The following is a 10,207-nucleotide window of genomic DNA, read 5'->3' on the forward strand; positions in this document are numbered from 1 at the left end:
ATCGCACGACAAACCTAAGCCTCGGCTAAGGCATACTGAGTATCGATCGAATTTTAATGGCTCGCCCCAACTCCTAAAATAGCGATCGAGCAAGCATATATACTTAAATGTTAGGGCGGACAGAGTGGCATCGCCCCTATCGATTCACAATTTATCAAGAATTATGCCAGCAAGTTTTCTGCCAAAGTCGATCACACAACTCACAGAATCTACCTCAATTGCCTTAGCCCAAAGCATTCAACGGGAGGCAATTACAACTCCCCTATCTTCGGGGCCAATTGCCACAACCTACGTGCGCCAAGGCAGCGGCAACACACCGATTTTGCTACTTCACGGCTTCGACAGTTCTTTGTTTGAATTCCGCCGCCTGTTGCCGCTGCTAGCTGCCGGAAATGAAACTTGGGCGGTTGATTTGTTGGGTTTCGGGTTTACAGAAAGAGCGGCAGGTTTGGCATTCAGCGCGAGGGCAATTGAAAGTCACCTTTACTATTTTTGGAAAACGCTAATTTCGCAGCCTGTAATCTTAGTTGGCGCATCAATGGGAGGTGCAGCAGCAATTGATTTCACTCTCAATTATCCCGAAGCTGTGAAACAATTACTGTTAATAGATAGCGCAGGTTTTGCCATCAGTTCTAATAAGGGAAAGTTTTTAATTCCTCCTTTAGGGTATCTGGCAACTTCATTTTTACGCAATCCCAAAATTCGCCAGCGAATTAGCGTCAATGCTTATTTCGATAAAAATTTGGCTTCTCTAGACGCTCAAACTTGTGCGGCTTTACACTTGGAAATGCCCAACTGGAATCAAGCTTTAATTGCGTTTACCAAAAGTGGCGGTTACGGTGGTTTTGGGGAAAAATTATCGCAAATTCAGCAGCAGACGCTGATTTTGTGGGGAAAACAAGACCGGATTTTGGGGACGGCCGATGCGGAAAAGTTTGCAAGGGCGATCGCAAATTCTCAACTAATTTGGATACCCGACTGCGGGCACGTTCCCCATTTAGAAAAGCCACAGATTACCGCGCAGCATATTTTAGAATTCATCACAAAAAGCGGACTCACGCAAAAAAATTAAACCTAGGGTGGGCTGCGGCGCACCTTAAATATATGTTTTTACTTGCACATTTGGTATAGTTTGAGGTCAAATAGACAGGTTTCAAACTTTCGGCAAATACTTTTGTACTATCGTCCATCCTGTGAGCAACACCGTCACAAATCCCCCAAACAAGGCTAAATTAGTGCCGATGTGGAGGGGACGCGCCCAAGGATGTTTAGGGCCAATTTGCAGGCCACTTCCCACAGAAACCAACACCAAAGCCACAACAGTTAACCCCGCCGGTAAATGAGCCGAGTGACCCAAATTGCCGTAGTATCCTAGCGTACCGACTACACCAATTCCCAGCAGTAAAATCACCAAGGTTGCCATCCCCGCACCAATGACTAAATGAAAGGGACGCAGCCATTTTGGGCGCGGTTGTTTGGTACTCCTAGCGGCAAACATCCACGTTCCAGTAACGGCCAGCAACAGATAAGCCAACAGGGAAACACCCATTGACCAAGCCGCTATTTTCCACAACCACAAGAAAGAAGGCAGATTCATCGGTTGCATCCCTAATTAGGATTTTCCACAAAAGGTTTCTTTCCGATTTTACCTGGACTTGAAAGCAAAAATGAATTATTTTGAGAGAAAGTGCGATCGGACTATCCACAGATTGCATCAGTCTTACCTTGAAGTCAAACCTACTTTCTCCGATACTCAGCTTAATTTACGCTAGAGATTTGTGGCTCACCTTTTTAGGAGCCACCTTTCCATTCTAGCTGGCTGGTTTGGCTCTCCATGAAAGGCATTTTATAAAACCCTAATTTTTGTTCTAAGATTAATCGGAAAAAGGGCAGACCTTCAATCAAATATCTTTTCCACAACCTTCTAGGTTCACTTAACAATCTGTACGCCCATTCTATGCCGACTTCGCTCATCCATTTGGGAGCTCGGGCTTTGCAACCAGCTTCAAAATCAATTGTTGCACCTACGGCTAAGAAAATTTTGACGTGTGTTAATTGGCTCCTGTATTTAACCAGCCACTTCTCTTGCTTGGGCGCTCCCACTCCTATAGCCAGAACTGTCGCTCCTGATTTATTGATCGCGTTAATTATTGTTTCACATTCTTCCTCATTTGTTTCAAAGCCAAAAGAAGGAGAAAGTGCTTCAACTACTATTTCTCTCCCAATTTTTTGGTTAATTTTTTCCTGGGCTTTCCTAGCAATACCTTCAGCAGCTCCTAGCAAAAATATTTTAATCTTCTCGTTATCTTTGTGATACATATAAAATGCAGGAAACAAATCCGAACCAGAAATCTTTTCTTTTAGAGGAGTACCCAAAAACTTGGAGGCATACATCAATATTTGACTGTCGCAGACTCTATAAGTAGATGTATTGTAAGCTTCATAGAAGTCGCGGTCATACTGCAACTTAATCAAGTGGTCTACATTGGGTGTAAATACGACACCACCTTCGCAGTCGAGTTTCTCAAACAACTCTGTTATTGACAAGTTATCTATCGAGACATTCAATAAATTAACTGTTTTCATTTATGATGCCCTTCCCGCTTTATATTAAACTACAACTCAAACTATTATAACCCACAATACAGTTTCGTGTTTTAACTACTTGGGATCTTCAGTCAATATACTTTTCTCAGTATATCCTCATACACCCTAGCTGTCTAGTCAGGATTTTTAAAGATTATGTAAAGAATCAGCTCGTTTTAGAAAAAGTGTATAAAGCCCATTTTTAAGTTTATAACTCGCAACACAGTTTCAATAAAAAAGCCATCCCTCCCGTGCTAATACTTGTTGAAGCATTGCCAATGAATGTAAAAAAGAGTTTATGAGATTAAATTTTTAATCTAGTGAGAAATATCTCGCAACTTCCGAACTGGATTTGATGCAAAAGCGGTAGATTTTTTAGTTTTTGTCTCCAGGGAAGACAAGATAGTTTCAAGCTTGAAGTGAAGCAGCGATCGCATTCCGGAAAATCATCCTGATTTTTGGTGAACCAGCGACTGTCTTCTTGGTGGCGAAATGCTTTTCTTGGCCTTAAGACTTTCTGGAGCTTTTAAGACCAGACCCGATATTCCTCCAGCAATCATCGCAAAAATCGGGTTAGTCATAGCGTTCAAAACACAGTCAAACACGTACATAGTTAAGGCTACTCCCAGCGCTGCAGCGGGTGCTACTTTGGGATTAGACCAGGTTCTGGCGGGATACTTGAACACGCAAAAGACGATAACAGGAAGTAACAATGAAGAAAATAAACTAACTAAACCGACTGCACCGTTGACGCCAAATGCAATAATCCATAAGCTGTCGGTGACTGAGATATCTTTACCGTACCCGTTGTACACCCGGTTTCCGCCGGAATCACCCCAGCCAAAAAGAAATCTTTGCCGCGCTTTTTCCCCCAATATCTCTTCATTGTCAAATCTAAACTTCAAAGAGTCGGCTCGTTCTGCGCCAAATATTGGAGTGATGAAGTCAATCACGTCTTTGCTCGAAAATTGACCCGATGCAGCTATGTAAAGATAAAACACTATATATCCAATTATGAATAGCAGGGGCAAAGAGGTGCGAAACAACTTGGCAGAGAATAATACGAGCAACGCCATTCCAAATAAACTGTAGGCGCCAGTAGAACGGCACAGGAAAAAAGCGATAGTTAATATAATTGCTAAAGTCTTGATGTTACGGCCCATAAACTTTTTGAGCACCCCAGTTTGCCAGAGCCAAACAGCAATTAAGGCGGCTGTCATCATCCACATGCCCACCATCAAACCGTGCTGCATAAATACTACCGGTCTCCACCCCCCCAAACGCCTTGCTTGACTCCAGTCCTCAAAGGCATTGACGCCGTAAATCATTTGGTGCAGAATTGGGCCCTTAACACCTTCAATTAAAGTAAAAGGAATGTAGGCTAACCCACCTGCAAAAATCCCGATCGCCAATTGTCGCAGCCCGTCTAAACTACCCACATACAAGCGTCCTAAAAAATAAGGCAGACCCCAAGTAACGATTTGGTTGACAGTCGGAGAAATCGGGCTGCCGCCATTAGTAACTTGTGAAACAATTGGACACAAACAGTAAATTACAATTGGCACGTCCAGCCAACCGGGCTTAAAAGAGGTGAGGCGAGCAGTGTCGTAGACTATAGTAGCCAGCAAAATGCCGTAGCAAGCTGCGGAGATTTTGGTATACGGTGGCAATGAGGGGATGGGATAAGAAGCTTGGGGTAAAAAAAGCCACCCTACCACAAAACTTATAATTACTGCCCGCAGAGGCGGAAACCTCACAAACAGGTAAAAAACGAGTGGAATAAAGCCGAACATAGCAACTGGGATTAATGCAACCATAGGTCTTTTTTGGCAGTAAAATTATACAAAGACAACTCAAATTGCCGAATAAAAATTCTAGATTAAACGATCGCCCAACCCCAATCTTTTAAATCAACCTCTATTTTACGTCTTGTTCGTTAATTGTGCCTGACGTTCCAAAGCAGTGTACAGTGCCGCCTCGAAGAGATTAGTTGCATCATCCCAAGTATAATTTATCACCGTTGCCAAAGCAGCCTCAGACATTGCGCGCCATTGGGCATCAGACAACTGACAAATCTGCTCGATCGCTTTTGCCATATCCTCTGGGTCTTTTGTCTTGACAAGTATTCCACCCTCGCGAGCAAGTAGTTCCGGAGCCGCACCCGCAGGAGTGCCGATGACTGGAGTGCCGCAAGCCATCGCTTCTAAAATTGGCAAGCCGAAGCCTTCGGAGCTGCTGGCAAACAGCCAAGCATCGCATTTGCTGTAAAATTCTTTTAGTTGGTCTTGAGTAGGTTTCTTATTATACTCAGTGCCAGGCGGCAGCACATTGCGAGGAGGAGTATCGCCGGAACCAAAGGCAACTAAACGAAGGTTGGGAATTTTTTGAGCAGCTATAGAGAAAGCTTTCAGGGCAAGATCGCAGCCTTTCCAAGGAGTTTTAGTATAGTACATCCCGACCGTGGGAACTAATTGTTTGCCTCGCGGCTGCTTGCTTCGCGACTGGGGGTCGTAAAACTGTTTGGTGTCCACGCTGGGAGGGACGAGAGATACAGACAAATCCCCGTATTCATTCCGAGCTATGTCTGCCAGCCACTGGGCCACAGCGATTTTGTGCATTGGCAGCCGCCAAGTTGCCTCTACTCGACCTTTTGGCATGTAGTCAAAAGCCTCGTAGTGTTGGAGAAAATATACTTTCGCTCCTTTGCTCGGAGAGAGTTTGGCCACCCACTCGGCAGTTTCCCACCAAGTAGCCATGATAATATCGGCATCAGGTACGTCAAGGTCGGTAATTGGACGGTAGGTTTCGATAACTCGACTTTCGACATCCACTTTGTCAAAGTGAGACGGTTGTTTATGGGGAACGGACTGCCAACCCCTACCTCTGATCAGCGAGCGCAATTGTTGGAGCAAAGTCGGTTGCTGCCGGGGCGTAGAGACGATAAATATTTTGTGTCCTCGCTTTTGGAGAAGTTGTGTATAGATAGATAACACCCTCATGCCACCTGTAAGACTAAGGGTAGGCAGGACAAAAGTAATTTTCATGAATAGATGCTGAAGAGTGATACTGGTTAAAACTCCTCCATAAGAACAAGTTCGCACTTACCAGCCTCTTTTTGGCTTTTGAGCAGGGTGCGGAGCTGTGCTGGAGGCGATCGTCACTTGATAGTCTAGCCGATCTTACTTTGTCGTCAGGGACTTTTCCCAATTACAAATCTGCAGATGTTTGACGACTACACAAGTTTAACCTGTAACGGAGCCAGCCTTAAAACCTCCGTTGCACTCTGGTTCAGATTTTGGCAGAGCAATTTATAACCAGTATTCCCTCGTCGCTGCGGTCAGAATTTGTCTCTAGACTGCTGGGTACAAAACAGGACAGAGGCGATTTTAGTTGGGGCAGAAGCACCCCACCAAACCATATTCAGTTTCTCCCCAGAATCCTGCGCCGAAAAGGCCCGTAGCGCCGAATTTAAAATGCCCGCGCGGCACTTAGCATCCAACCGGAATTCTTCCTTGGGCCACATCGTAGTAGGGAGAACAGGAAACTATGTTAACCTCGCGCTGCTTAGATTTGTCTACAGCAACTTTCAAGGCCGCTTCAAAATGAGCCGTGGCATCATCCCAAGTATAATTGTTCACCTTGGCATAGGCGGCTTCGGACATGGCTTGCCACTTGGAATTTGGCATCTTACAGATACGCTCTATGGCTTTTGCCATTTCTTCGGGATCTTCTGGTCTTACAAGTATGCCAGTACCGCCGCTCAAAATTTCAGGAGCAGCGCCTGCTGGGGTACTGATGACGGGAGTGCGGCACGCCATCGCTTCGATAATTGGCAAGCCGAAGCCTTCTGAGCGGCTCGCCAGCAGCCAAGCATCGCATTTGCTGTAATAGTCTTTTATTTTGTCTTGGTCGGGTTGAATTACATACTCGGCATTGGCCGGTAAGGGCAATTCCGAGGATGGGGCCTCTGTACCAAAGGCAACCAGACGCAGGTTGGGGATGTTTTCTGCCGCTAGGGAAAAAGCTTTGAGGGCGATGTCGGTTCCTTTCCAGTAGATTGGAGAGTACATTAGGCCAACTGTAGGAACCGATTGTTTGTTGCGAGGACAGGCGTAAAATTGCTTGGTGTCCACCGTAGGAGGAGCTAAGGAAACTTTCTCATCGCCATATTTAGTCCGAGCTAGCTCAACTAACCACTGAGAGATCGTAATTTTGTGCATGGGCAGCATCCAAGTTGCCTCTACTCTACCTTGAGGTAGATAGTCAAAAATTTCGTGGTGCTGGATAAAATAAGCTTTTGCTCCTTTTCTAGGAGAGAGTTTGGCTACCCACTCGGCGGTTTCCCACCAGGTGGCAACTACTACGTCAGCGTCAGGTACATCTTTGTCTTCTACCGGGCGGTAGTGATCGGTAATTTTGTGTTCTACACCTAAGTTATCGAAAAATGAGGGTTCGTTTTCAGGTGGGGAAATCCAACCGCGTCCCCGCAGCAGCGACTTGACTTGCTGGCGCATACTCGGTTGGGGGTGGGGTAAAGAGATGACGAACACGGAGTGTCCTCGCTTTCTCAAAAGTTCTGCGAAAATAGATATTACTCGTATTCCACCAGTCAGAGACAGAGTAGGAAGAACAAAGGTGATTTTCATTTTTAAGTCCCGCTGACGACTTTAACTCGCTTTCGGCGCTGCTACCAGCGCTGATGTTAGAGCCCAAAAGGAAAGAGGGGCGGGTGAATATTAATTACCGCTTTCCTGGTGTTTACATAGAATCCAACCGAGTGACTGTTCGCAACACCCCAATATCTATCTACCAAAACTTCGCTGTCATTGCATTGATAATAACGATGCGTGCGATAGACAAACATATCCTATAGGTAGAATTTTCATGTCAACGAAACTTCCTCCTGAAGACTGATTCCTTATCAACCATGAGTTTTTTTCGTGGCAAACACCAAGCTAAACAACACTTCGTGTCTAATATAACAAAACTTGCTTATGCTACAGAAAGGGATGTACGGGAAACCGAATAACACCCAAATTTTACTAACTAAAGGTAGCATTAATAACAATAAACAGTAGATTGACATCACGTGGTAAAAATTTTTATACGAGTTTTAAAAAGAAATTGTTACTTGAAAAATGTTGATTTCCCGATCGATCCCACAGATATAAACACCGAGCAGGGGCTGTGATTTTTGGGTCACTGTGCTGTCGGTACTCCTCGAAAAAAAATCTTATTTAGTCAATATTCAGTGAGGATGGTTTTCTCAGATACTTGCAGGAGCGCGATCGCGCAAGTGAGCGTCGGGGAGGCGGTAATGAGGAAAGAAACCGGGCTTTCAACCGAGATACCTCGCCCTCAATGGTTCTATTTTCATGAAAAAACCCGCTTAATGCGTCCGGGAATGTTTGAAAAAGTAGGTTGCCCAATCGCGTTACAGAACATAGAGTTTCACCGCTATACATTTAATTAGCTGGCTGAGTTTTAAATATGTTAATAAAAGGCGGTCGCAGGAAAGGCTTCTCAAAAGCGACTGCTACTTCGGGGCTGAGTATATCTAGCGTCCCTTCCCAAGTCTTATCTAAGTAATTACCGTAAACAAACTTCAGCAAATTATCACATGACCATGTAAAGATAAAAGGAATACTCAAGGCACATCGGCTTTGAGCGTGCCAACCTTGACTTCTAACTGCCCGTTGCTGCTTCGCGGTATTTATCAAACGATTTCGCGTACAAAAAATTTCATGTTATGAAAGCATCATTTTTCCTAAGTTGATGATTCCGGATGACAATCGGTGTGATCTTGGGGGTTGTGCCGCCGATCCTGGCAGCGATATGTTGGTCAGTTTTCACGCAGCTAAAATTATTCGATCGCCAGCAAAACAAAACCTATGATTAAAATCAGATGCCTTAAGGGAAAGCATCTTCCGGTGGGAAGATATGAAGGTTCGATTATTGAACAGCATCAGTCAAGAGCCCAGTACAATCAGCATGAATGCCACCCAATACTTGTCGCTGCTAGTTGGCATCAACCGGAGCTAAAGCCACATATACCTTGCCGAAGCTTACAATTTAGAAGGGTATGTTGTAGCCCGCGGCAGCGACACGTCGCCCGATCGCATCAACCGCAGCGATCGGTATTGGTTTAAAAGTACAGTTTCTGGCACTGAAATTACCCGCGAAGCTTTGATATCTCGCTTAAGTGGGAAACCCGCAGTTATTTTCTCAACACCCATTCGGGAATTGGCTATTTTAAGTTTGGGCGATCGAGGAAATTCTGTCAGCGAATTGCAGCCGCAACTCAAACAACTCGGCTATTACAAAACCGAAATTACGAGAATTTACGGCAAAGCCACCGCCGACGCGGTGGCTCGAATTTCAAAAAAATATTCAGCTTACTTCGCCGATCAGGGGGGAGTGAAATGGCTTTCATGTCTAAACCAATTAGACAGTGGTTGGGGCGTAATTATCTTGCAGGAAGAAGCCGAGGTTTTAGAAAAAGGACAGTTGTTTTGGCAGTTTGCAATTACTATTGCCGCCCTTGCAGTTTTGGGAGTCGGTGGTTTAATGTAGATATTAACCAGCCGTTTGGTTCGACCGATCGCGGACTTGAAATTTGCTGCTGCACTGCTTTCGGGCGGCGACTGGAATCAGAGAGTAAATATCGTTCGCCCCGAGGAATTGGGAACGTTAGCCAAAGCTTTCAATCACATGGCTTGGCAATTGCAAAAGTTATTTGCTAGCTGGGAATCCAAAAATAAGGAAGCAGAAAAAGCTAGCAAGGCAAAAAGCTTATTTCTGGCCAATACGAGCCACTAAGTCCGCACGCCTCTGAATGCGATTATGGGCTACAGCGAAATCTTAGAAGAGCAAGCCTGCGACCTGAATTGTGAAGAATTAGTCCCCAATTTCCCAATAATTAATAATGCCAGCAAAAATTTACTATCTCTTATTCATGATATTTTAGATATATATAAGATTGAAGCTCGCATAGAATTCTATTTGGAAAACTGCGAAATTTTGGCAACAATTCACCATATCGCTCATAATATTAAACCTTAAATTGACAAAAATTGCCAGGTCTTGAGCCTCAAGTGACCGCCAAATATCGGCACAGATTATACTGATGTTACTAAGATTGATCCGTGTTTGTTAAACCTGCTAAGCAATGCCAGTAAATTTCCCTAATCTGGTGAAATTACTTTAGAAGTAAGGCGATTTAGAAGAAAGCAGGAAGAAGGAAGGGAGAAGCATGAATAAAAATTGAGTTTTCTAGGATAGGAAGAAGTAGAATTGGATGTTTTAGGTTGAGAAGCGAAGCGGGAAGGAAGCAAAAGCGAGAAAGAATCAGAATCGCATCTTCCGCCTGCTTAAGAATGGATTAGTTTCACCGTCAGCAATACGGGAATTGGAAGGAACCCAGAGCAAATGGAGAGAGTATTTCAAGCTTTTACGCAAGCGGACGAGTCTACTACTCGCCGATACAGTGGTACTGGTTTGGGATTGGCAATCGCCCAGAAATTCTGTGTGATGATGGGGGGAGATATAGCATTTCTTAGAAAGATGAGGTATAATATAACTAACTTAAACGGAGTGAAAAATATAGAAGTTCAAAATGTTA

The 10,207-nt window shown here is 44.4% G+C and carries 10 protein-coding genes; 5 read left to right on the forward strand and 5 right to left on the reverse strand.

Features of this window, described 5'->3' with window-relative positions:
- The first annotated feature begins 163 nt into the window (after nucleotides 1-163).
- The gene (locus tag QUA04_RS20320) at nucleotides 164-1,072 is read left to right on the forward strand and encodes an alpha/beta hydrolase (protein ID WP_333259821.1); all 909 of its coding nucleotides are present in this window, start codon (nucleotides 164-166) and stop codon (nucleotides 1,070-1,072) included.
- Between the two features lie 81 nt (nucleotides 1,073-1,153).
- Here QUA04_RS20320 and QUA04_RS20325 read toward each other — a convergent pair whose 3' ends face one another.
- The 5 genes from QUA04_RS20325 to QUA04_RS20345 form a co-directional block, all read right to left on the reverse strand.
- Complete coding sequence (locus tag QUA04_RS20325; protein WP_333259824.1) at nucleotides 1,154-1,597, reverse strand: DUF4079 domain-containing protein; 444 nt, start codon at nucleotides 1,595-1,597, stop codon at nucleotides 1,154-1,156.
- Between the two features lie 194 nt (nucleotides 1,598-1,791).
- The gene (locus QUA04_RS20330; RefSeq protein ID WP_333259827.1) at nucleotides 1,792-2,586 is read right to left on the reverse strand and encodes a WecB/TagA/CpsF family glycosyltransferase; all 795 of its coding nucleotides are present in this window, start codon (nucleotides 2,584-2,586) and stop codon (nucleotides 1,792-1,794) included.
- A gap of 446 nt (nucleotides 2,587-3,032) precedes the next feature.
- Nucleotides 3,033-4,403 carry an O-antigen ligase domain-containing protein gene (locus QUA04_RS20335; RefSeq protein WP_333259830.1) on the reverse strand — a complete coding sequence of 457 codons (1,371 nt, stop codon included), beginning with the start codon at nucleotides 4,401-4,403 and terminating at the stop codon, nucleotides 3,033-3,035.
- A 105-nt stretch (nucleotides 4,404-4,508) separates the two neighbouring features.
- Nucleotides 4,509-5,630, reverse strand: a complete 1,122-nt coding sequence (locus QUA04_RS20340; RefSeq protein WP_333259833.1) for a glycosyltransferase family 4 protein — start codon at nucleotides 5,628-5,630, stop codon at nucleotides 4,509-4,511.
- 444 nt (nucleotides 5,631-6,074) lie between these two features.
- A complete protein-coding gene (locus QUA04_RS20345) occupies nucleotides 6,075-7,232 on the reverse strand; it encodes a glycosyltransferase family 4 protein (protein ID WP_333259835.1) in 1,158 nt (385 codons plus the stop codon).
- A gap of 1,540 nt (nucleotides 7,233-8,772) precedes the next feature.
- On the opposite strand from QUA04_RS20345, the gene QUA04_RS20350 reads away from it, so the two are divergent.
- From QUA04_RS20350 to QUA04_RS30005, 4 genes are all read left to right on the forward strand, one after another.
- Nucleotides 8,773-9,159, forward strand: a complete 387-nt coding sequence (locus QUA04_RS20350; RefSeq protein WP_333259838.1) for a peptidoglycan-binding domain-containing protein — start codon at nucleotides 8,773-8,775, stop codon at nucleotides 9,157-9,159.
- A gap of 15 nt (nucleotides 9,160-9,174) precedes the next feature.
- The gene (locus QUA04_RS20355; protein WP_333259841.1) at nucleotides 9,175-9,405 is read left to right on the forward strand and encodes a HAMP domain-containing protein; all 231 of its coding nucleotides are present in this window, start codon (nucleotides 9,175-9,177) and stop codon (nucleotides 9,403-9,405) included.
- A 12-nt stretch (nucleotides 9,406-9,417) separates the two neighbouring features.
- Entirely contained in the window at nucleotides 9,418-9,648 is a 231-nt protein-coding gene (locus QUA04_RS20360; protein ID WP_333259846.1) for a histidine kinase dimerization/phospho-acceptor domain-containing protein, read from the forward strand.
- Between the two features lie 366 nt (nucleotides 9,649-10,014).
- A partial coding sequence (locus tag QUA04_RS30005; RefSeq protein ID WP_445242347.1) for an ATP-binding protein occupies nucleotides 10,015-10,207 on the forward strand: 193 nt, incomplete at its 3' end.

This window comes from Microcoleus sp. S13_C5, from assembly GCF_036700845.1.
Classification (GTDB): Bacteria; Cyanobacteriota; Cyanobacteriia; order Cyanobacteriales; family Microcoleaceae; genus Microcoleus.